Genomic DNA, 22457 nt, shown 5'->3' with positions numbered 1-22457 from the left:
CGGATATACGAAAATTCAACAGCTGTCAGACGAATAAATTCTTGCATAAACGAACTTACACAGTAAGCGTACTAAAATTAAATCTTAAGAAGGAAGGAATTAATTCCTCCAAGAAAAAAAGACTAACTTTCACGGATATAAGAATTTTTAAATACTAAATGCTAAATCATTCAAATAAAACGTGTACTTTTGCGATTCATAAATTTGCAATTGATTGAAAGCTAAAACCATGAAGGTGATATGTTTCAATCTCCAACAAAAACATTATATGGACAAATTCAGTTATGCTATTGGCCTTGGAATCGGTCAAAACTTATTAAGTATGGGTGCAAAAGGCATCGCAGTAGATGACTTTGCACAAGCAATCAAAGACGTATTAGAAGGCAATCAGACGGCTATCAGCCATCAGGAAGCCCGCGAAATAGTAAACAAGTATTTCGAAGAACTGGAAGCCAAGATGGGCGAAGTCGCCATCGAACAAGGCAAAGCCTTCCTCGAAGAAAACAAAAAAAGAGCAGGTGTGGTTACGCTTCCAAGCGGACTCCAATATGAAGTGATCAATAAAGGTACAGGCAAAAAGGCAAAAGCTACTGACCAGGTAAAATGCCACTACGAAGGTACGCTGATTGACGGAACACTGTTCGACAGCTCTATCAAACGTGGCGAACCGGCTGTATTTGGTGTCAACCAGGTGATCCCGGGATGGGTAGAAGCATTGCAACTGATGCCGGAAGGTTCCAAATGGAAACTTTACATTCCTTCTGACCTCGCTTATGGCGCCAGAGGCGCCGGAGAAATGATCCCTCCCCACAGCACATTGGTATTTGAAGTAGAATTACTCGAAGTATTATAAATAAAAAATTTCAAAGCAAAATGAAAAAAGTTAGTATTTTTATGGCAATCGCCGCTGCTGCAAGTCTTGCTTCTTGTACAGCTCAAGCTCCTAAAGCAAATCTGAAAACAGACATCGACTCACTGTCTTATTCTATCGGTATGGCTCAGACTCAAGGTCTGAAAGGCTATCTGACTGGTCGTCTGGATGTTGATACTGCTTACATGGCAGAATTCATCAAAGGTTTGAATGAAGGTGCTAACAAAACTAGCAAGAAAGACATCGCTTACATGGCAGGTCTGCAAATCGGTCAGCAAATCAGCAACCAGATGATGAAAGGCATCAATCAGGAATTGTTTGCCGGTGACTCTACCAAGACTATCAGCAAAGACAACTTCTTAGCTGGTTTCATCGCAGGAACGCTGGAAAAAGGTGGCGTGATGACTATGGAAGCTGCACAAGAATATACTCGCACAGCTATGGAAACCATCAAAGCGAAAGCTATGGAAGAAAAATACGCTGACAACAAAGCTGCCGGTGAAAAATTCCTTGCTGAAAACAAAGCGAAAGAGGGTGTAAAAACTACTGAAAGCGGATTGCAGTACAAAGTGATCACTGAAGGTAAAGGTGAAATTCCTGCTGACACTTGCAAAGTGAAAGTAAACTATAAAGGTACTTTGATCGACGGAACAGAATTCGACAGCTCTTACAAACGTAACGAACCTGCTACTTTCCGTGCTAACCAAGTGATCAAAGGCTGGACAGAAGCGCTGACTATGATGCCTGTAGGTTCTAAGTGGGAACTTTATATCCCGCAAGAACTCGCTTACGGTTCAAGAGAATCAGGACAGATCAAACCGTTCTCTACTTTGATTTTCGAAGTTGAGCTGGTAGGTATCGAAAAAGATAAGAAATAAGAAAGTATCTTTCTAAATAGAAAAAGGAAAGGAGTGCAAAGTCTTTGCACTCCTTTTTTTTGCTTTTTCCTATTTTTTTTCCCGTAAAAGAAGAATAATTAAAATAAATCTCTATATTTGCTTACTATTTGATAACAACAGGAAATTATAATTTATTATTATGGAAAAAATAGACAACCTCGACAGGCAGATTCTAGAGATTATCTCACAGAATGCCCGCATCCCTTTCAAAGACGTAGCAGCCGAATGCGGAGTGTCACGTGCAGCTATCCATCAACGTGTACAAAGACTGATTGACTTGGGCGTCATCGTAGGCTCAGGCTATCACGTAAACCCGAAATCTCTGGGTTACAGAACTTGTACATACGTTGGAATCAAACTGGAAAAAGGTTCTATGTACAAATCAGTCGTAGCTGAATTGCAGAAGATTCCGGAAATCGTGGAATGCCATTTCACTACCGGTCCTTACACCATGCTGACCAAACTTTATGCATGCGACAACGAGCACCTAATGGATCTGCTGAATAACAAAATGCAAGAAATACCGGGTGTAGTTGCCACAGAAACGCTGATTTCTTTGGAACAGAGTATCAAAAAAGAAATTCCCATCCGCGTAGAAAAATAACAGAATGGAATTCCTGAACGAATATCACCTTGCAGGGTTATTTATCGGAATTTGTACCTTTTTGATCATCGGCCTTTTTCACCCTGTTGTGGTAAAGGCCGAATATTATTGGGGCACCAAATGCTGGTGGATATTCCTGATACTCGGCATTGCCGGTGTAGCAGCATCGTTAAGCATCGACAATGTGATATTATCTTCTTTGTTAGGCGTATTTGCCTTTTCTTCCTTCTGGACCATCAAAGAGGTCTTTGAACAGGAGGACCGGGTGAAAAAGGGATGGTTCCCCAAGAACCCGAAGCGCAAATATAAATTCTGAACAGAGAAAGAATCGTAGTTTTTTGCACAAAGAATTTGCATAATTCAGCAAAATATACTACTTTTGTCACCGCATCCAGTAAATGGATACATCGGGCTTTTAGCTCAGTTGGTTAGAGCAACAGACTCATAATCTGGAGGTCCTTGGTTCAAGCCCAAGATGGCCCACTGAAAGAGACTCTTAATTGATTGAATCAATTAAGAGTCTCTTTCAGTTTCCTTCATTCTCATCTTTCGGTAAAATTTTATGGATCACCGATCTCCGTAAACATCTGAGAGATTTTATAATAAACGAATGATTTGTATACCCTCTTGAATGTTTATTGTGCCTATAATACGGAAACGAAAAAAATACAGACTCTTTTGATCTAAAAGAAGACCTGTTTCTTGTTAAAAATAAGGACTTTTGTAGAGCGATAATTAATACCAAAAACAAAAATTCTCAAAACTTAATCTACATTACAATGATGAATCTTAAAAATCAGCAAATCAAAAGTTCTCTTTTACTTGTCTCCGCTTTGTTTTTCAGCTTGCCATGTTTTTCCCCTTTCAGTCTTATCGCCGCCGAACACAATAACCCAAGCACAAATGCAATAACACATACTGCAACTGTAGCCGAAGATAACTCCGGCATCAACATTTGGGCTATCACAACAACCGAGTTTAAACTTACAGGTGAAAAGGATGTCAGGAACGTAAAAATAAACTGGATGCAGCGGGAAGATGCAAATCTGTATAAAATATACAGAGATGGAAAGTTGATAGGTGAAGCTAAAGGCGACACTTACGATGATTATGATCTACCGGTGGGGAAAACATATACTTATCATATTGAAGCATACAAAGATGGAAATAATAAAGTCGCAACCACTGCGTCTCAAACAGCCACCACCTTTGCTCCTACCGGTGAAGTTGAGGTTTACGATAATATAAACGGGAAATATATTGCCAAAGGATCTGCAGACAAGCCCGGTGGCATGAAAATAGGTAATCTCTATTTCTCCTACAAAATGGAGAATATCGACAAGGTAGTAGATGAGAAAACACTAAAGGGATGGGCCATTTTTGAGAGTTACTCTCAGACAGGGCTTAAGGATAGCTGGAGTACTCCACGGGAACTAGCTTTCTACCCCAATGTTAAATTCGAAGGTATCGCTTTCCGCTACAATAAAAAAACAAACAAAGTAGTGTTATCAGCACATTATGAAGACGGTCCGGGATACACAGCTGCTAAAATATATCTGGCACAAATAACTCCAAAGGGAACGGTTGAAGTCGGTACGATGGAAAGACCATTGGGGCATGATTCAAGAGACCAATCGCTTTTCGTAGACGATGACAATACGGCATATCTGCTTTCCGCTACTAATACGAACAGTGATATAAACATCTACAAACTGGATGAATCATGGACAAAACCAGTCTCATTGGTCAACACGATTTGTAAAGGGGAGCATCGAGAAACTCCTGCTATCATAAAGAAAGACGGAGAATACTACTTCTTTAGTTCAAAAGCTTCCGGATGGTATCCGAGTCAGACAATGTACGCATCCACCACTGATTTAGGAGGAGCATGGACCTCATTGAGAGAAATCGGAAGCAACTCTACCTTCGGTGCCCAGTTCAACAACATCAGAAGAATCGGTACTGATAAATCAACTTACGGGGTATGGAGCTATCATTGGGGAGCACAATACCATCACAAAGACCCGGATGGTAACTTTCCAAGAGTCTCTGTCGCTTCATTCAACCAAGGATATGCTTCAATGGATTACTACAGATATCTGGAGTTTGACGAGAAATACGGCATCATTCCCGTTCAAAATGGGAAAAATCTCACATTAAATATGCCCGTAACTTCTCAGGTTAGCGGTGCAAAAGGGGTAAAAGCCGATTGCATCACCGATGGAGCCGATCTGAATTCTTCCGACTTTTTTCAAAAGAGTTCAAATTCTCCTGTTGGTGCCCCACACCTGTTCGTTGTCGACATGCAGAAGAATGCCAAGATCTCAGAAATAAATCTTTCTACAAGATTAGTCAATGGATCTGAAGCTGCTTATAAATACACAGTCGAAGGCAGTCAGGACGGTAAAAGTTATAAGATGCTCATTGACGGTAGAACGAACTGGCAAGTAGGCTTTCAAATCCTCCCCATTGAGGACGCGACACCCTACAGATATCTACGCCTGCGCGTTTATGGTGTTGTCAACGTACATACAAACAATTCCGCAATGTGGGCTGACGGAATTTATGAGTTCGCAGCTTTCGGAATGCCACAATAATTTCTCTAAAACAGAATTACACAGTTGCACTACCTACAAAAGTATCTCCAAATCTTTTTTCCAACAAGAGATACTGTTTTATAACGTCTGCTCCATATTCATGCAAAATCCCATTTTGAAACCACTCTTGGCATTCAAAATGGGATAACACAAACAAAACAAACAATATTGGAGCGATTTTCACAAACAGCTACCTTAATCTAATATTTCATAACACTTATTAGTCACAATACCACATTTCAATGATATTGCTGAGCAAAAATACAGTTTCAAGATTAGATAAGGAACAAGGATTCTAAATCAGTTATTAATAATAATATATTTATATATAAAGAATTGTATTCAAGTTATTAAGAATTGTATCTGCAGCTATATAAAAAACGTTATTTTAGTGCAAAGCAGAATAATATAAACCACTGTTTTACAATATTATATTTCGTCTATACCCATAGTAATACAAGTCTATACCAAGATATGAACCAATTTTAATAATCAATTCCGGCAAGAAACACCAAACGCTCAAAACAGTTCAAGTTTTTTCTGCCAAATCATAAAACAGAGGGATAAAAACAAATTTTCTCTTCTCTTAATTCAACATCCAGGCATGAGTAAACAACTCATAAAATCAATCTGAATACATCTCTCCCCTTCTTCCTTAAAAATAAATATCTATATTGGGGAAATATAGAATCAAATACAGTTTATTTATGACTGATACTATTTCTTATCAATATTCCAATCTGTCTCCGAACAAGTTTATTCCTTTCACCGTTTACAGATACTTCGGCTCTTTCAACAAACTCCCCAAAAGAGTGGAAAATATGACTATTATTTAGTAATGTGTGGACAAAAAAACGCCTTTTCACCGGTAAAAAGCCTACATGCAATCTGTATCGTCTTGGCATGCAATCTACCAAAGGTGCCGCATTAAACACTCTACTCGAAATATGGAAGAAAACAACAAAACTGAAAAAGTAATAGCCAACATCGAAAGTTAAAAATACGGTTTCTGTATAATCTTGCGTATCCAACACACATATATATCCGACAAACAACGTAAAAAGGGCTTTTTATTGGCGCTAAATTCAAAAAGAAGTATCTTTGGCACACTAAATCCAAAGGAGTAGTCATGATTCTGAAATATAGTTTACCTGTCTTTTGTTTTCTGTTAGCAGGATATTCCTGCACATCAGGACACAAGGAGAAAAGGACATCTACAGCAACCGAAACAACGTGTACAGATCCTATGTACACAGTCCTTATTCATGCGGACTCCATTCATGCCACCCTCTTGCAGAAAAATAAAGTCGGCAACCAACCGACCTCGGGACATGAGAAAAGCCCGATGGCCCTTTACATGGATTCCCTTGGTCTGGTAAATATAGCGGAACTGGACAGCAGTATTGCCATCAGCCTAATGTACACCCAAGCGGATAACTTCACCGGAGAAATTCTTTATGATAGTCTGGCAGAAGCCTACCTGCATGTCGATGCGGCACATGCTCTTATGAAAGCACAAAAAACACTGAAAGAATTGTATCCATCCTACAGTCTCATCATTTATGATGCTGCACGTCCGATGTCTGTACAAAGAAAAATGTGGGATGTAGTCAAAGGAACTTCCAAATACCGATACATTTCTAACCCAAACCGTGGAGGCGGACTTCACAACTACGGCCTGGCGGTAGACATCAGTATTCTGGATTCTTTGGGCCACCCGTTATCCATGGGCACAAAAGTAGATCATCTTGGTGTAGAAGCACATATCACAGAGGAAGGCGAACTGGTACGAAACGGCAAAATTACCGAAGCGGAACGTCAGAACCGAATATTACTAAGGAAAGTGATGAAAACAGCCGGATTCCGTGCATTGCCCAGCGAATGGTGGCATTTCAATTTCTGTAGCCGCGAGGAAGCTCGCAAAAAATACAATGTAATACCATAACAAATCCACCATATAACACCGAATATAAACAACCTATGATGCAAATTTCACCCGAAACTCAGCTCTTTATCCGCCAACATCAAACGGACGATATACGCATTCTGGCCCTGCAAGGCAGAAAATACCCAAACGTAGATATGCCGACCGCCATCACACAGATAGCAGGAAGGCAAGTAGCAGCCGAAAAAATTCCATCATGGAAAGAAATAAACGATATATGGTATCCAAAGCATTTGTCACTGGAACAATGTTCCTCAGAAGTCACCGCCCACTACAAAGCAACTCTTTTAAAAGGCAATTCTCTGACAGACTTAACCGGAGGATTCGGGATTGATTGTTCTTTCCTTGCTGCCAAATTCCAGTCCGTTACTTATGTGGAACGCCAGAAAGATCTCTGTGAAATAGCAATACATAATTTTCCTATTCTGAATTTAAAACATATTGATGTAAGAAATGAGGATGGAGTAGATTATCTGAATGCCATGTCTCCGGTAGACTGTATCTTCCTCGATCCTGCCCGTCGTAACGGGCACGGAGGAAAGACAGTTGCCATCTCCGATTGTGAACCTAACGTAGCCGAACTGGAAGAACTCTTATTGAAAAAAGGCAAGCGAGTCATGATCAAACTTTCTCCCATGCTCGACCTGACATTGGCATTAAAAGAGTTACAAAGTGTGCAAGAAGTTCATATCATATCCGCCAACAATGAATGCAAAGAATTACTATTGATACTTGGACAAACACCGGCAGATGAAATACCCATCCATTGCATCAACCTCTATACAAAGGGAATGCAGAAGGAACAACGCTTTGTCTTCACCCGTGAGGAAGAACAGCGCAGCAAATGCAGTTACACTAATACATTGGAGAATTATCTCTACGAACCCAATGCCTCGCTCTTGAAAGCCGGAGCTTTCCGCATCATCACTTCTGCATTTCCTGTTAAAAAGTTGCATCCTAATAGTCATCTTTATACTTCCGATACTTTGATCGGAAATTTTCCCGGCAGAATTTTTCACATCGTCAACCAGTGCAGTTTTAACAAAAAAGAAATAAAAAAGGGACTTGCAGACCTAAAGAAAGCAAATATTACAGTACGCAATTTTCCGGCTACAGTTGCCGAACTCCGTAAACGCACCAAACTTATGGAAGGTGGGAACACTTATCTATTTGCCAGCACCTTAAACGATGAACAGAAAGTACTGGTTCGCTGTGAGAAAGTCTGAGTCATGCAATAGAAGCATTATAACATGACTTCCTCCAGCATGATACACATCAACAGATTGTTGTGGAAACAATGAAAGGTTCCGGATAGTCTGTTTTTTCAAGTATTTTACTGAATATTCCGGAATATAAAATAGCCTCATAAACAACAGTTCACGAGGCTATTTATATTTATTTTATAAGCGCATACATTCTTATTACCGAAGTATAACACTTAGTTTGTTCTCCGAAGCTATATCCGAGCTATTGCCATACATAACTTCGTATTTTCCGGGCATAACACGCATTGTATTTGTAACCGGATCAAAGAATTCAAATGTAGCTGGTAAAAGATCAATGGATACTACACAAGACTCTCCCGCCTTTAACGGTACCCGGCGGAAAGCCCGCAAACTCTTTACCGGTCCCTCCATATCATCCACCTTACGGACATATACCTGAATGACTTCAGCACCATCGCACTTCCCTGTATTCTTCACATTGACTTTAAAATTTAAATCCTTTCCGGCAGATATAGATTTCTTATTTAGACGTCCTTTAGATATATCAAAAGTAGTATAACTCAATCCATATCCAAAAGGGAACAAAGGAGCTTCTACCATATATCTATATGTACGGTTTTTCATGCTGTAATCTTCAAAATCCGGCAATTGGTCCGTACTTTTATAAAAAGTAACAGGCAGTTTCCCACTCGGATTAAAATCTCCAAACAGAACGTCTGCCACAGCCAATCCACCTGCTTGTCCAGGATACCACGCCTGCAAGATGGCATCACATGACTCCATTTCAGGAACCAATGCTACTGCCGAACCGGAACAGTTGACAAAAACCACTTTCTTACCTGCTTTCTTTAATGCTTTCAGAATATCCCGTTGCACCTGCGGAAGTTCAATCGAGGTGCGATCGCCACCAGAGAAGCCGGGACAATTTACAAAATGTTTTTCTTCTCCTTCCAAATCCGGTGAAATACCACCCACAAAAATGACAATATCCGCGTCCTTTACTTTATCAACAACCGTTGCAGCAGGGATCTGCCGATAAATACCTAAATCAAACTTCAACAAAGCCTCTGCACCTGCCTGCATATACTCTATTTTTATTTTATAGTCCTGCCCTGCTGTAGCTTTCAATGTATATTCTCTTTTTGCACTGGCATGTTCTCCCCAATAATCAATTACCTTACTGCCATTCACATATACCCGATAACCATCATCTCCCTCAATAATTAATGTATAATTACCATCCTTCTTCGGACAGAAAGTACCTTCATATATTGCTGTGAAGTTGTATAATCCGACTCCTGTAGCAAATACAGTATGGCCACCGTTACTCAGATTAACCGGAGAAGTGTATTGCTCCGTAGCAGCCACATCCCCACTCATGTTCATATTATTCCAATAAGTAGCGGTTAAGCCATGATATCCCTTGTTGGAAATCTCATTGAAGTAAGAATCAAAAACCTGATTCTCCAATAATTCACATCCTTTTTCGTAAGGAACGTTACCAACTTTATTGCGTATTCCCTCCAGAATGGTATATGTATGCGAAGGTACTCCTTTATAATTCCCCCATTGCATGACTGAATCTACGGCATTGGGTCCCATTACGGCAATACGCGTCGATGTTTTTGCCAAAGGAAGTATACCGTTATTGTGAAGCAATACCATTGATTTGCGTGTTATGTCCAAAGCCATTTGTCTGTGCAAATCGCAATCTACAGTGTCGATACCGATTTTACTCCAAGCAACAATGGAATCTGGGTCCATCTCACCCAAGGCAAAACGAGCCTCTAGCAAGCGGCGCAAACTGGTATTTATACGTTCCTCCGTAATCAAACCTCTCTTTACAGCCTCTTCCAGATGAGCATATTCGACACCACATTCCAAATCCGTACCATTAATCACAGCAGAAGCACTAGCATCAGCTGCATCTTTATGCGTTCCATGACGGTCTTTATAGAAAAAATCGCTGATAGCGCCACAGTCGCTGACCACCAGATGCTTATATCCCCATTCATCCCGTAGGATTTGCGTCAGCAACCTGTTACTGTCACAACAAGGTTCTCCCTCAAAACGCTGATAGGCACACATTACTTCCTTTACATCTGCTTCTTGCACAAGTGCTTTGAAGGCAGGCAAATAAGTCTCCCACAAATCACGAGGAGAGAGATGCTCTACGTCGAAAGAGTGACGCTTCGCTTCAGGACCACTATGTACAGCATAATGCTTAGCACATGCATGAGTCTTATCATATGCAGCATCTGCCGGTCCTTGCATGCCCTTTACTACAGATACTCCCATCCGAGTAGTCAGATAAGGATCTTCTCCAAAAGTCTCCTGCCCCCGGCCCCAGCGCGGATCACGGAAAATATTCACATTAGGATTCCAGAAAGTAAGTCCCTCATTTCCACACCCATAGCGGTTACGACGATGTGCGTCGTGGAATTTAGCACGTCCTTCATCACTCACGGCTGTATATATCTTTTCGATAGCTTCATCATCAAAAGTAGAGGCCATTCCCATCGTTATCGGAAATACTGTTGCCAGCCCATTGCGGGCAACACCATGTAATCCCTCGCTCCACCAATTGTAAGGAGCAATCCCCAGACGCTCCACCGCATTAGAAGAATTCTGCATCAAGCCAATTTTCTCTTTTAATGTCAACCGCCCCAACAAGTCATCTGCACGTTCTTTTGGAGACAACTGGTGATTCTTATAAGGTTCATTTTGCGCCAAAGTACCCACCAATGTAGCGATACTCATACTCAAAGTCAATAGTACTCTTTTCATTTTGTCCGAATTAGTTGAAGTTTTATTTATTCTATCAGTTCTGTAATTCTCTGTTATATATGACATTCAAACCATTGCCTACAAAATACAATAAGTATGATCAAAAAGCGACCGAAGTTTCCATTCAAACATTAATACATAACTTGAAATAGAGATTAGTCATAAATTTAGCACAAAAACAGTAATCATACAAAACTTTTTCCCAACTTTTTTATCATCAGACTAATTATATGAATCAAAGTTTATTGCTATAAATTTTAGAACCTAATTATCGCTATAAGTATACAACTTTCTATTATATTATTGTTTTTTAGTGACTCCGAGCATCCTGTCTTAAAAGAGAGACTCATGAAATCATGTATAGAACATATCCCTATCAATAATCGAAAAAGGAAGATAAGTATCCCTTTATATAGTATCAAAAAAGACAAGAAAGAATGGTCTATCCAAAAAGGATAACCTCATTAAATGGTCAAACAATTCATATTAAAAGCAAATGATTTAGCTATAAAGTTCTGATAAACAATCCTTATTATTACAACTAAAATGAAAGAAGTGACAAAAGAATTTCCCATCCCCGTTTAACCTTGTCTTTCAGAAACTTCAAAGCCTTGCTCATATGTATTTCTACAGTCTTCTGACTAATACCAAGTCTCTCGGCTATCTCTCTATAACTCAGATTCTCTTCACGACTTAACAAAAAACATTTTCTCTGTTGTTCAGGAAGTGAGTTGATTAACTTATCAATGAAAATCTTTAGTTGAGAAGCACAATAATCTTCCTCCACACTAGTGGAGTTATAATAACTTTCATGTCCAAAAGCTGATAAAACAGAAGTTTTAAGAAGATTCTCATTTACTTTCTTTTTATGCCTATTAAATACAATGTTTCGGGTAACAATAAAGAGAAAGCCCTTAATATTTTCATCTTCTTTCAATAAATGCCTTGATTCCCATAACTTCACAAACACATCCTGAACAATTTCCTCTGCATCAGCAATTGTAGTAATATACAACCGACTAAAGTCATACACCTGACTCCAATATTCGTTATACAAATTTATAAATGCCTGATGATCACCATCTTTAATCGCTAACACTCTTTCTACTTCGTTCATAGTTGCGTATATATTAGTGGCTTCAAATCTACACATTATTTAAAAGAAGCAAAAATAAAACACATTTTTTTTATAACAGATAGGGGTAAAAGCTAAATGAGAAGTATTTAGTATGTAACCAGAATCAATGATTACCATTATTATTAAACTATAAAGACATGGATTCAATAGAACTCATTAATATTATAAAAAAGATGTTGGCTGATAACCTGACGACTTCTGAAAGAGAACAACTTCTCGATGAGAAGCCTATGATAAACTTCCAATCTCAACAATGGAAGAAAGCACCAAAGGCTCACATACAAGATAATGTGGTTTCTCAAAACATACTTAATAAGATTATGGTTAAATGCCGGAGTGAAAAACAGCCTATATTAAAAAATAGAAAATACTATCACATCGGGTATTCCATTGCGGCCACTGTCGCTCTCTTCATTGTCGGCTTCTGGATAGTTAATAATGTTTCATCATCTTACATCAACATCAGTGCTCCTGTGGATGATAAACTAGCAATCACGCTACCAGATAGTTCAGAAGTATGGCTCAACGCAGCTTCTCAAATCCGTTATCACAAGTCATTCCTAAACAACAGAGAAATCTTTCTAGAAAAAGGAGAAGCTTTCTTTAAAGTGAAGAAAGCTCATGGAACACCTTTCAGGGTCTATTTTCATGAATCGCATATCGAAGTAACCGGCACCGAATTCAACATTAAATCTGAAAATATAGAATCTGAAATAACCTTATTTACAGGATCTATTATATTTCAGGCTGAAGAAGGAGGAAAAGAACTACCGATGAAACCAGCTGAACACATCGTATACAATGCCCATACCAAATCAATTGTATGTACAAATATAGATATCAATGAATATGACTGGCGTTCAAACAAATATCGTTTTACTGATAAGCCATTACAAGAATTCATTGAATTCATCAATCGCTCTTACCATGTAAACATCATCATCAAAGAAGAAAAACTGAAGAAATTAAAGTTCAACGGAACGATACATAAAAATGAGCCGCTTACTGATATCATAGAAAAGATATGTATCAGTCTGGACTTAAATGAAAAACAGGAAAATAACAACATCATATTATTTTAATACATATCAGAAAAACTAATAGTTTATTATAATTCACTTTAACCTTTTTAGAAACATGAAAAACATGCATTTTAGTGACAGCATACTCAGATATGCCGTTCTATTGATTTGCTTCCTTCCAATGGCTCTCCATGCCCACAGTGCGCAAGGAAAGAGGATCATTCTCAAAGGTCAGTCCATCACCATGCAACAGGCTATTCAGTTGATTGAAGAAAATAGCCAGTACACGTTCTTTTTCAAGTCCGGTGTCATCACTAATGACGAAAAGAAAGATTATGATTGCGAAGGAGATATCAACGAAGTATTAAAAAAAGTATTTAGTAACAGTGGTATCGACTATGTCATAAAGAATAATGAGATTATTCTTAAAAGTGCAAAGTCAGATGAAACCCAACAGCCCAAACCAGGAGCGAAGAAATCAGAAATCGTAGGTGTAGTAATCGATGCTAACACGGGTGAATCAATTATTGGAGCTTCTGTACAAATTAAAGGAGCTGCAACAGGAGTGATTACTAACATTGACGGAAAATTCACGATTATGGCTAGTCCGTCGGATGTCATTATCATTTCTTATGTGGGTTATACCCCAAAAGAAATCAAGATTGGTTCACATAAAGTATTGTCAATTGAGTTGACTGAGGATGCTAAACAGCTGGAAGAGGTAGTTGTTACAGCCTATGGTACCGGACAAAAGAAAGCCAGTATGGTCGGTTCAGTTGAAGCGATCAAACCGGCAGAATTAAAGGTTCCATCCACCAACTTGTCTACTGCATTTGCCGGACGTCTGGCGGGTGTTGTCGCAGTGCAGCGCAGTGGTCAGCCAGGTGCTGACGGTGCCAACTTTTGGATTCGTGGTGTCTCTACGATGAATGGAGTTACTGATCCGCTGATTATTCTGGATGGTATACAGGTAAGTTCAAGTGACCTGAACAATCTTGACCCCGAAATCATCGATAGCTTCTCCATTCTGAAAGATGCCACAGCAACAGCTATGTATGGTACTCGCGGTGCCAACGGTGTAATGATTGTGACAACTAAGTCGGGTATGAACCTGGATAAGCCAATCATAAACTTCCGCATGGAAGGACAAATATCCCAACCAACCAGCACACCGAAATTCGTAGATGGTGCTACATACATGGAACTTTTCAACGAAGCCGTCAATAATGATAACAGCGGTGATGTACTCTACAGTAACGAAAGGATTGCAGGAACGCGTGCCGGACTAGATCCGTACATTTATCCAAACGTAAACTGGTATAACGAACTGTTCAAAGACGTTTCTTACAGTGAAAAATTCAACTTCAACATCCGCGGTGGTGGAAAACGGGTAGACTACTTCTCCAGCATCTCTATCAATCACGAATCGGGTATGCTGAAAAATCGTTCAAAGGACTTTTTCTCATACAATAATAATATTGATGTGATGCGCTACAACTTTCAGAATAACATCAATGCCAAATTGAGTAATAGTTCTAAATTATCATTGCGTCTGAACGTACAGTTACGCAACATGACTACTCCCAATCAAGGAGTAGGAGCAATCTTCAGCAATGCCATGAATACATCGCCTGTTGAATTTCCGGTCTATTTCCCGGATGACGGTGAAACTCCTTATATCAAATGGGGAGCAACAGAGCGTGTGAATGCCGACTACCAGACAAACCCGGTGGCTCAGGCCGCTACAGGTTACAATAAGTCATTTGAGAGCACAGTGATTGCCGCCTTGGAATTCAATCAGAAACTAGACTTCCTGACAGAAGGATTAAGCTTTAAGGCGTTAGCTTCATTCAAGAACTGGTCAAGCTCTACCAACGCACGCGCCGGTAAATGGAACAGATTCGCATTGACAGGATACGAAGAGGACGGTAATGGCGGCTATACCTATACTACCAGCCGCATCGGAGACGAATTCCAGACAGACTTGACTGCGACCAATTCAACTTCCGGCGACCGCCGTTTCTATTTAGAAGGAATGCTGAATTATAGCCGCACTTTTGACGAACATGATATCAATGCAATGTTTATCTACAGCCAGGACGAATATGTAAACAATGTACCGGGCAACGGAAACTTCATCGGTTCATTACCCAAACGCAAACAAGGAGTTGCAGCACGTGCTTCTTATGCTTATGCAGGAAAATATATGGCTGAAGTGAACGTTGGTTATAATGGTTCGGAAAACTTTGCAAAAGGACATCGTTTCGGTCTTTTCCCATCTGTTGCCGTAGGTTACAACATCAGTGAAGAAAATTTCTTCAAACCTTTGAAAAACACAATCAGTAAATTAAAACTACGTGCTTCATGGGGATTGGTGGGTAACGACCAGATTAGCGATGCACGTTTCCTCTATATGTCTCAAATCAATTTAAGCGGAAAAGGATTTACCACAGGTGTCAATCAGAATGTAACCTACAGCGGTCCGGTATATCAACGTTATGCCAACGAAGATATCACATGGGAAGTTGGAGAAAAGATAAATTTCGGAGTTGACCTACAATTATTCCGTTCTCTTGATTTAACATTCGACATCTTCCGTGAAAATCGTCGCGACATCTTCCAGGAGAAACAAACCGTACCAACTTATATGGGTACGGCATCCACCAAAGTATATGGTAACTTAGCCGCTATGCGCAACCAAGGATTTGAACTGGCAGCCAGCTATAACAAACAGTTCAACAAAGACTGGTTCGTCAGCTTTAAAGGAACTTTCACCTATGCACATAATGAAATCACCAAATATGATGAGTCTCCCAAATACCCTTGGCAGTCAAAAGTAGGGGCGAGTGCCAATATGAATGCCATCTATATCGCTGACGGGCTCTTTATTGACAGTGAAGATATTGCACACCATCAGCAACAGCTGGGCTCAACGATCGTTCCGGGTGATATCAAATACGTAAATGTATCAAGAGACTGGTACGGATATGACGACAATCTAACTGATACAGACGACTGGGTATGGGCAAAATATCCAAGTGTACCTGAAATTGTATACGGTTTCGGTCCATCTATCAAATGGAAGAATCTGGACTTCTCCTTCTTCTTCCAGGGAGTAGCCAAAACGTCTTTCATGGTGAAAGATATGCACCCGTTCGGCGATAACTCATTGCGCAACGTACTTTCATGGATAGCAGACGAACGCTGGAGTCCGGACAACCAGAATACCAATGCGACTTATCCGCGTTTATCTAGAAAGACCAATGCTAACAATACAAAGTTGTCTACCTACTGGCAACGTAACGGAGCTTTCCTAAAATTAAAAAATGCAGAAATCGGCTATACTCATAAAAATATGCGTATATACATCAGTGGCTCCAACTTGCTAACGTTTGCCCCCTTCAAGCTATGGGACCCTGAACAAGGTGGCGGTAGCGGTCTTTCATATCCTACCCAGCGCGTATTCAACATTGGATTCCAAATGACTATTAACAACAAATAATACCTGAGAAACATGAAAAAGCATATTTTATATTTACTGTTCTTCTTGTCAGTAATGGGATTGAATACTTCCTGTAACTACCTGGACATCGTTCCTGATGAGACAGCCACAGAAGCAGATGCTTTTGCAAACCCACGTGCGGCATTAAAATATTTGTACTCATGCTACGGTTACCTCCCCCAATCTAATATGGTTCAGGGATGTATGGACTTCACCGGAGATGAGACTATCAGTCCGTTTGCCGAGACTTACGTAAAATTTGCAGAAGGTTCTTACGACTCCAGCAATACGATTATCAGCTACTGGAATACACTGTTCCAAGGTATCCGTCAATGCTACCTATTGAAAGCTAATATCAGTTCTGTTCCTAACATCAGTAAGGACGAAATAGACCTTTATACAGCGGAAGCAGACTTCCTGATTGCTTACTTCCACTTGTTATTGATTAAATGCTACGGGCCGACTGTCTTGGTAAAAGAACTCCCGGCACTCGATACACCAGCAGCCAACATGCTCGGACGCCGTCCTTACGATGAATGCATCGATTGGGTAGCCAACTTGTTTGATGATGCTGCTCAAAGACTGCCTGCTACACGTAGCACTGCTGATTATGGACGAGCCACCAGCGTTGCTGCAAAAAGCCTGAAAGCGCGTATGCTGCTTTATGCCGCCTCACCACTATTCAACGGAAACCCTGACTATGCAAATTTCAAGAATCCCGATGGTGAGCAATTACTGTCAACCACTTATTCGGAAGAGAAATATAAGCGTGCCGCAGATGCAGCATGGGAAGCGATCGAACTGGCAGATGCTGCTCATTATAAACTTTATGAATCAACTTCCGTCAGCACCTCTTATCCGGAGCCAAATGATCTGACACAACGTAGTTTACGTATGACCTTCATAGACAAAGAAGACTACGGTGAAGTGATCTTCGCTGAAACCCGCAAGGCCGGAACCTACAGTATCCAACGTAAATCGATTCCCTACTTCCCCCGTGGTTCATGGAATGGTATCGCCCCCACTATCACAATGATCGACCGGTTTTACACAGCCAATGGATTGCCGATTGATGAAGATCCGGAGTTCAACATTAACAACAAACTGGACATCGTGACTATCCCGGATGGTACCACTTATGCTGTACCGGGAAGACAAACGCTGTATATGCATATGAATCGCGAGCCCCGCTTTTATGCATGGGTTGCTTTTGAAAACGGTTATTATGAATGCCGTACTACTGAAGAAAGATATGCGTATAGTAGTTTCTGGGGGGCCAAAGCTTCAGATGACAAATGGATAACCGGCTTCTTGGCAACAGAAAACTGCGGCGTCAGAGCCGATGACGGAAAAGTCGTTACTGCTGCCCGTAGTCAGAACTACTCTAAAACAGGATATCTGAACAAAAAAGGAGTGCATCCGGGTACAGAAGCTAACATCAACCAAGTAGAACCGACCATCGAATACCCCTGGCCTATCATTCGTCTTGCCGAACTTTACCTGAATTATGCCGAAGCTTGTGTAGGATACGGTAAAGAAGGTTATCCCGAAAAAGGAATGGCCTATCTGGACAAGGTACGCAAACGCGCCGGACTTAAACCCGTATTGGAAAGTTGGGCAAAGGCCAAACAGCCTTTGACAAGCTACGACGGTCAATGCGGTCCTGACGGCAGAGTGATGAAAATTGTCAGACAGGAACGTATGATCGAGCTTTATCAGGAAAATCATAACTTCTGGGATATTCGCCGCTGGAAAATGGGAGAAACCTATTTCAATGTCAAAGCACGTGGCCTGAACATTCTTGCCGAGAGATTGGAAGACTTTGCCAAGATTGTAGAGATACAGGACAAACGTACATTCGATGCTCCCCGTCAGTATCTGATGCCTATTCCTGCAGGTGAGGTCAGCAAAAATCCAAACATGGTGCAGAACCCGGGTTACTAATCAATGATGAATAACAACTATAAAAAAACAATCTGATTATGAAAAAGATACTTATGGCGATGTACCTTATCGGAGGATTGGCCATGCTTTTCTCCTGTAACGATGACAGTTCATCGTATCCGACACCCAGCGACATCGACAATCTGAAAGCGACTCCCGGTCCCGGACAGATTACTTTGAGCTGGACGACGCCTGCCGATGAAAACCTCTATTATGTACAAGTAGAATATAGCATCGAAGCAACCGGTAAATCGTACAGAAAACAAGTCAGCCAATATGCCAGTGAACTGGTGATAGATAACCTGTTACAAAAATACGGTGAAATCGACTTCACCGTACAAGTCTTCAATCGTGGCAATACGGCAGGGCCCAGCCACCAAATAACGGCTCAGGCTGAAAAAGCCAGTCCCACTTTCGGCACTCCTGTGAAACTGGCACTGGATGGCAAGAAGATATGGACCAATGCCCCCTTCCCTACCCGTCCGGTAACGGCTTTGGTAGATGGAGATATTACAAACTTCTTCCATTCTCAGTGGCAAACGACAGTGGCAATGCCTCATTACCTCGTGATAGACTTAGGAGAAGAAGTCAGTGCTATCAAGTTCCGTTCAACCAATACGAACCGTCCGGCAGACAGCTCGTGGAAAACGATTAATTTATATACGAGCGATGATTACAATCCGGCCCAATGGTTTGATGGTGTGAAATTTATAAATGGAGACAGTGTCGATATCTCACAGGCAGGCACTCATAAGGAAACCACTTTGACGGAACTTCCCGACGGAACAAGTGAAGTATATAATTCCGAAATAATCCCTTTGTCAAAACCTTCCCGATATCTTTGGTTTGAAGTGACAGAGACTACTAAAGGCACCTCCTATTTTGCACTGGGAGAATTGGAAATCTACAAATGTTCAATGGTCGTACCGGAATAAAAACACAAATGAAGAAATATACACTGCTTTTCTTTCTACTATCGTTTCTGCCATGCCTGTCTACGGCATGCTCTGACGATGACGGCTCTTCAACCCCCAATTTAACCGTTGGGAAAGAGACAGTTGACTTTAATTGTGAGTCCGGTAGCCAAAGTGTAGTTATCACTACCAATGTGGATACCTGGATAGTCAAATCAGATAAAAATTGGTGCCACCCGTCAGCAGACGGGAAGGCACTAAAAATATCTGTAGATGAAAGCGAGGAACGGTATGTGCGCAAAGCAACTGTTACCGTCATAGCTGCCGACCAGACGAAGACAATCACCGTACGCCAGTTGGGATACGAACCTGCCATTCTCGTTGACCAGCCCAGCTTTGAGGTAGGGGTAATCGGTGGAGAAATCCAGTTTGACGTGACGACAAATGTAGAAGTAAAATTCACTTTGCCTGAATGGATTACTGAGAGACCTGCCAGCCGCGCACCAGCCACAGTCACCACTACACACACTTATGTGGTGAAAGCGACCGTACTTGACAATCAGCGTCACGGCAACATCGAAATAACAGAAGTACTACCGGCCATTGATACCGAACAGGCAGAGCCTGTGAACGCATTCGTATCTGTTACCCAAAAAGGACTCAACGAATTTGCCGAAGGCAACGGAGAAGATGTAAAGGGCGACATCAAGATTAAAGTAGTAAGCGGAACGGCTTCTTCTTTTCAACCCGGCAGTGACATCGAGAAATCTTTTGACGGAGACTACTCGACACTTTATCATTCCAGCTGGAGTAATGGTGCAGGCAACTATTTCCCCATCACACTAACCTATAATTTTGAAACAGTCACAGATATCGATTATTTGATCTACCATCCACGCAGCAGCGGAAACAATGGCAGATTCAAAGAAACAGAAATACAATATTCAGTAGATGGTCATACATTTACCAAACTCTTAGAAAAGGATTTTCAAGGTTCGGCTACAGCAGGCAAAGTTGCATTCGACCAAACGATACAAGCGAAGTCTTTCCGCTTCATCGTGAAAAGCGGTGCCGGCGACGGACAAGGATTTGCTTCATGCGCCGAAATGGAATTCTACGCAAAGAATCCCGTAAATTTTGATTATTCGACTCTATTCACAGACGCAAGTTGCAGTGAGCTAAAAAACGGTATTACGGAAGACGACATTGCGAAGTGCGAATACCCATTCTTTAAGAATATAGCTTATTATATGATTAAAGGTAAGTATCCCGCAGAATTCCGTATTAACGAGTTCAAGGCATATCCTAATCCGGATATCCAGTCGGCAACCCATAAGACAAACCCTTATAGCCAGCTGGACAATCCAACCGGAATATCAGTCAGGGCAGGTGAAAGCCTGATTGTTCTGGTGGGAGACACACACGGCTATGACATCGGACTGCGGGTACAGAATCTGGATGCGCCCGGGAATGACGGTTTTGGTGGAGTGACCTACTTACTGAATCAGGGAATCAACAAGCTTACTATCAGCGAGCAAGGGCTGGCATACGTGATGTACGTCACGAATACTCTGGACGATCCGGGGGTAACTCCTGTCAAAATTCATTTTGCTTCGGGAAAAGTAAACGGCTACTTCGACTCACAAAATCCGGAACATACCGGACGTTGGTCGGAATTGCTCAACAAAGCAACCAACCGGTATTTCGATGTACTGGGGAAATATGCCCACCTCACTTTCGAAACGAGCGACCTCAAAACGTACGCAGGCTCCAAAGGAGATGAACTGATAGACCTCTATGATAAGATCGTATACAGTGAACAGCAGTTACTGGGATTGGAGAAATACGACAAGATGTTCAGGAACCGGATGTACTTGAATGTTATGTATCACTCCTACATGTATGCAACAGCCTATCACACAGGTTACAACCGGACAACAATGAACGAAATCTGCAATCCGGAAAGGCTAAAGACAAGCGGTTGCTGGGGACCTGCCCATGAGATAGGACATTGCAACCAGACACGTCCGGGAGTGTTGTGGGGCGGTAATACGGAAGTGACGAACAACATCATGTCCGAGTATATACAAACGACCATTTTCGGCCAGCCATCCAGAATACAGGTCGAAGACATGGGACTTGTCTACAGAAACAGATACTCCAAAGCCTGGAGTGGAATTATCGCTGCCGGGAGCCCGCATGCCGATTTCCAGAATGTAGGGAATAATGCCAACGATGTATTCTGCAAACTCGTTCCTTTCTGGCAATTAGAACTCTATTTTGGAAAAGTACTGGGCAGGACTCCGTTACAACAAGCAGACAAAGGAGGTTTTTATCCGGAAGTATATGAATACGCCCGGAATAAAGACTACACCGGAATGAGTCACGGAGAGATTCAACTGGACTTTGTATATGCCTGCTCTAAGATTTCCAGCATGAACTTACTTGATTTCTTTACCAAATGGGGATTTCTCACTCCGGTTGATAAAGAACTGGATGATTACGGGAAAAAGCAACTCACCGTAACACAAGACATGATAGACGCCCTCAAACAGAAAGTAAACGCACTGGGAGGTACCCAGCCGGATGTCGCTTTAGAATACATTTCGGATAATACGTACGAACTGTATAAAACGAAACCCGCCATTATAAAAGGAGAGAATGCTACTCATTCTCCCAAAACATTTACGGTAGGTTCCGGCGATAATGCCGTCACTTATAACGGTGAGACGATCACCATAAAGAACTGGACCAATGTAGTGGCTTACGAAGTGAAAGATGAAACGGGTAAATTTGTCCTCATCTGTAGCGGTGAAAACACTCCTTCGTCAGTAGACACATTCACGATTCCGGTTCGCTGGAAAGAGGGATTCAAACTAAGTGCCGTTTCTGTTACAGGCGAACGTATAGAGATTCCAATGAATTGATCGTATCTCAGATACATTCAATATAACTATTTATCGGGTTAGGTATCGAAGAGGTTGTGTCAAAACGCTGGCACAACCTTT

At 41.2% G+C, this 22457-nt stretch carries 15 protein-coding genes and 1 tRNA gene; 14 read left to right on the top strand and 2 right to left on the bottom strand.

Translation table 11 applies throughout. The features are described 5' to 3' along the window. The first annotated feature begins 268 nt into the window (after positions 1-268). From HMPREF2794_RS11435 to HMPREF2794_RS11400, 9 genes are all read left to right on the top strand, one after another. Entirely contained in the window at positions 269-853 is a 585-nt protein-coding gene (locus tag HMPREF2794_RS11435; RefSeq protein WP_010535768.1) for a BamJ family beta-barrel-assembly machinery protein, read from the top strand. 20 nt (positions 854-873) lie between these two features. Next, positions 874-1749: a BamJ family beta-barrel-assembly machinery protein gene (locus HMPREF2794_RS11430; RefSeq protein ID WP_010535769.1), complete on the top strand. Its 876-nt coding sequence runs from the start codon at positions 874-876 to the stop codon at positions 1747-1749. A 160-nt stretch (positions 1750-1909) separates the two neighbouring features. After that, complete coding sequence (locus HMPREF2794_RS11425) at positions 1910-2374, top strand: Lrp/AsnC family transcriptional regulator (RefSeq protein WP_005928359.1); 465 nt, start codon at positions 1910-1912, stop codon at positions 2372-2374. A gap of 4 nt (positions 2375-2378) precedes the next feature. Beyond that, entirely contained in the window at positions 2379-2690 is a 312-nt protein-coding gene (locus HMPREF2794_RS11420; RefSeq protein ID WP_008767264.1) for a DUF4491 family protein, read from the top strand. A 93-nt stretch (positions 2691-2783) separates the two neighbouring features. Beyond that, a tRNA-Ile gene (locus tag HMPREF2794_RS11415) sits at positions 2784-2857 on the top strand. A gap of 296 nt (positions 2858-3153) precedes the next feature. Next, entirely contained in the window at positions 3154-4971 is a 1818-nt protein-coding gene (locus HMPREF2794_RS11410; RefSeq protein ID WP_371490396.1) for a family 43 glycosylhydrolase, read from the top strand. Between the two features lie 707 nt (positions 4972-5678). Beyond that, the gene (locus HMPREF2794_RS29810; RefSeq protein ID WP_255324064.1) at positions 5679-5807 is read left to right on the top strand and encodes a hypothetical protein; all 129 of its coding nucleotides are present in this window, start codon (positions 5679-5681) and stop codon (positions 5805-5807) included. A 293-nt stretch (positions 5808-6100) separates the two neighbouring features. After that, positions 6101-6916, top strand: coding sequence for a M15 family metallopeptidase (locus tag HMPREF2794_RS11405; protein ID WP_029425111.1), 816 nt, complete (start codon positions 6101-6103; stop codon positions 6914-6916). 35 nt (positions 6917-6951) lie between these two features. After that, complete coding sequence (locus HMPREF2794_RS11400) at positions 6952-8142, top strand: THUMP-like domain-containing protein (protein ID WP_070751542.1); 1191 nt, start codon at positions 6952-6954, stop codon at positions 8140-8142. 195 nt (positions 8143-8337) lie between these two features. Here the strand turns inward: HMPREF2794_RS11400 and xyl3A are convergent, their stop codons facing one another. Then, positions 8338-10929, bottom strand: coding sequence for a xylan 1,4-beta-xylosidase (xyl3A, locus tag HMPREF2794_RS11395; protein WP_070751541.1), 2592 nt, complete (start codon positions 10927-10929; stop codon positions 8338-8340). 541 nt (positions 10930-11470) lie between these two features. Then, positions 11471-12046, bottom strand: coding sequence for an RNA polymerase sigma-70 factor (locus tag HMPREF2794_RS11390; protein WP_010535774.1), 576 nt, complete (start codon positions 12044-12046; stop codon positions 11471-11473). 158 nt (positions 12047-12204) lie between these two features. Here HMPREF2794_RS11390 and HMPREF2794_RS11385 point away from each other — a divergent pair, with 158 nt between their 5' ends. The 5 genes from HMPREF2794_RS11385 to HMPREF2794_RS11365 all read left to right on the top strand — a co-directional run bounded on the left by HMPREF2794_RS11385 (position 12205) and on the right by HMPREF2794_RS11365 (position 22376). Beyond that, positions 12205-13149 (top strand): FecR family protein, encoded by a 945-nt coding sequence (locus HMPREF2794_RS11385; RefSeq protein ID WP_240053029.1) that lies wholly within the window; start codon positions 12205-12207, stop codon positions 13147-13149. Positions 13150-13213: 64 nt separating this feature from the next. Continuing rightward, a complete protein-coding gene (locus tag HMPREF2794_RS11380) occupies positions 13214-16591 on the top strand; it encodes a SusC/RagA family TonB-linked outer membrane protein (protein ID WP_070751539.1) in 3378 nt (1125 codons plus the stop codon). 12 nt (positions 16592-16603) lie between these two features. Beyond that, a complete protein-coding gene (locus tag HMPREF2794_RS11375) occupies positions 16604-18535 on the top strand; it encodes a RagB/SusD family nutrient uptake outer membrane protein (protein WP_010535777.1) in 1932 nt (643 codons plus the stop codon). A 38-nt stretch (positions 18536-18573) separates the two neighbouring features. Then, positions 18574-19470, top strand: coding sequence for a DUF4959 domain-containing protein (locus HMPREF2794_RS11370; RefSeq protein WP_070751538.1), 897 nt, complete (start codon positions 18574-18576; stop codon positions 19468-19470). Between the two features lie 8 nt (positions 19471-19478). Continuing rightward, positions 19479-22376, top strand: coding sequence for a M60 family metallopeptidase (locus HMPREF2794_RS11365; RefSeq protein WP_070751537.1), 2898 nt, complete (start codon positions 19479-19481; stop codon positions 22374-22376). Positions 22377-22457 lie beyond the last annotated feature (81 nt).

Origin of the sequence: Bacteroides sp. HMSC067B03 (genome assembly GCF_001811315.1) — a bacterium.
Taxonomy (GTDB): Bacteria; Bacteroidota; Bacteroidia; order Bacteroidales; family Bacteroidaceae; genus Bacteroides; species Bacteroides faecis.
This window is presented reverse-complemented; position numbering and strand designations above follow the sequence as displayed.

Excerpts from the sequence above, each read along its gene's own strand:
- HMPREF2794_RS11385 (WP_240053029.1), top strand. The coding sequence starts at position 12,205 with ATGGATTCAATAGAACTCATTAATATTATAAAAAAGATGTTGGCTGAT.
- HMPREF2794_RS11430 (WP_010535769.1), top strand. The coding sequence starts at position 874 with ATGAAAAAAGTTAGTATTTTTATGGCAATCGCCGCTGCTGCAAGTCTT.
- HMPREF2794_RS11405 (WP_029425111.1), top strand. The coding sequence starts at position 6,101 with ATGATTCTGAAATATAGTTTACCTGTCTTTTGTTTTCTGTTAGCAGGA.
- HMPREF2794_RS11425 (WP_005928359.1), top strand. The coding sequence starts at position 1,910 with ATGGAAAAAATAGACAACCTCGACAGGCAGATTCTAGAGATTATCTCA.
- HMPREF2794_RS11410 (WP_371490396.1), top strand. The coding sequence starts at position 3,154 with ATGATGAATCTTAAAAATCAGCAAATCAAAAGTTCTCTTTTACTTGTC.
- HMPREF2794_RS11380 (WP_070751539.1), top strand. The coding sequence starts at position 13,214 with ATGCATTTTAGTGACAGCATACTCAGATATGCCGTTCTATTGATTTGC.
- HMPREF2794_RS11435 (WP_010535768.1), top strand. The coding sequence starts at position 269 with ATGGACAAATTCAGTTATGCTATTGGCCTTGGAATCGGTCAAAACTTA.
- xyl3A (WP_070751541.1), bottom strand. The coding sequence starts at position 10,929 with ATGAAAAGAGTACTATTGACTTTGAGTATGAGTATCGCTACATTGGTG.
- HMPREF2794_RS11400 (WP_070751542.1), top strand. The coding sequence starts at position 6,952 with ATGATGCAAATTTCACCCGAAACTCAGCTCTTTATCCGCCAACATCAA.
- HMPREF2794_RS11370 (WP_070751538.1), top strand. The coding sequence starts at position 18,574 with ATGAAAAAGATACTTATGGCGATGTACCTTATCGGAGGATTGGCCATG.
- HMPREF2794_RS11365 (WP_070751537.1), top strand. The coding sequence starts at position 19,479 with ATGAAGAAATATACACTGCTTTTCTTTCTACTATCGTTTCTGCCATGC.
- HMPREF2794_RS29810 (WP_255324064.1), top strand. The coding sequence starts at position 5,679 with ATGACTGATACTATTTCTTATCAATATTCCAATCTGTCTCCGAACAAG.
- HMPREF2794_RS11420 (WP_008767264.1), top strand. The coding sequence starts at position 2,379 with ATGGAATTCCTGAACGAATATCACCTTGCAGGGTTATTTATCGGAATT.
- HMPREF2794_RS11390 (WP_010535774.1), bottom strand. The coding sequence starts at position 12,046 with ATGAACGAAGTAGAAAGAGTGTTAGCGATTAAAGATGGTGATCATCAG.
- HMPREF2794_RS11375 (WP_010535777.1), top strand. The coding sequence starts at position 16,604 with ATGAAAAAGCATATTTTATATTTACTGTTCTTCTTGTCAGTAATGGGA.